Genomic DNA, 587 nt, shown 5'->3' with positions numbered 1-587 from the left:
TTTCAGAGCAAGATTTTAACAGTTTTGATTTGGATCTGAGGGGCAAAGAAGGCGACAAATCGAAGCAAAAGGATAAGTTTCGTCAACAATCAACAGAAGTTACTACAAACAAAACCACGATAGAAACAGAGGGCGACCTCTCCATGCATGCCAAAGATGGGCATCTCACGCTTGATGCCATAGGGGCAAAAAGTGGTGGTCAGACGCATTTGGCATCAGATACGGGAAAAATCAAGTTTCTGACCAACAAGGATCAAGATTTTAAGGATGTTTATCAGCGTAATGAAAACCTTGTGTGGTGGAGTGAGAGCGATAAAGGTTACCTTAAGGAGACCATCGAACATGTCACCATAGATGCTAAGGGTGGCATAAAGCTTGATGCGGGTGATGGCTTCGTTGTTGAGTATCAGGAAACCGGTGATTTAGACAAATCTCTTGAGCAGTTATCTCGCTCCCCAGGCATGGCATGGATTAAGCAACTGCGTGATGATCCAGAATTATCCAAGCAAGTTGATTGGCAAGCAGTTAAGGCTGAATTTAAAGACTGGGATTATAAAGCCCAAGGGCTGACAGAAGCCGGTGCGGCT

At 44.5% G+C, this 587-nt stretch carries 1 pseudogene; it reads left to right on the top strand.

From position 1 onward, the window contains the following. A pseudogene (locus ACFIJJ_RS10085) lies at positions 1-587 on the top strand (hypothetical protein); the annotation flags it as partial.

This window comes from Bartonella sp. TT29SHDZB, from assembly GCF_042193395.1.
Lineage (GTDB): Bacteria > Pseudomonadota > Alphaproteobacteria > Rhizobiales > Rhizobiaceae > Bartonella.
Note: the sequence above shows the minus strand (reverse complement) of the source record. Positions and strands in the feature narration are given on the sequence as shown.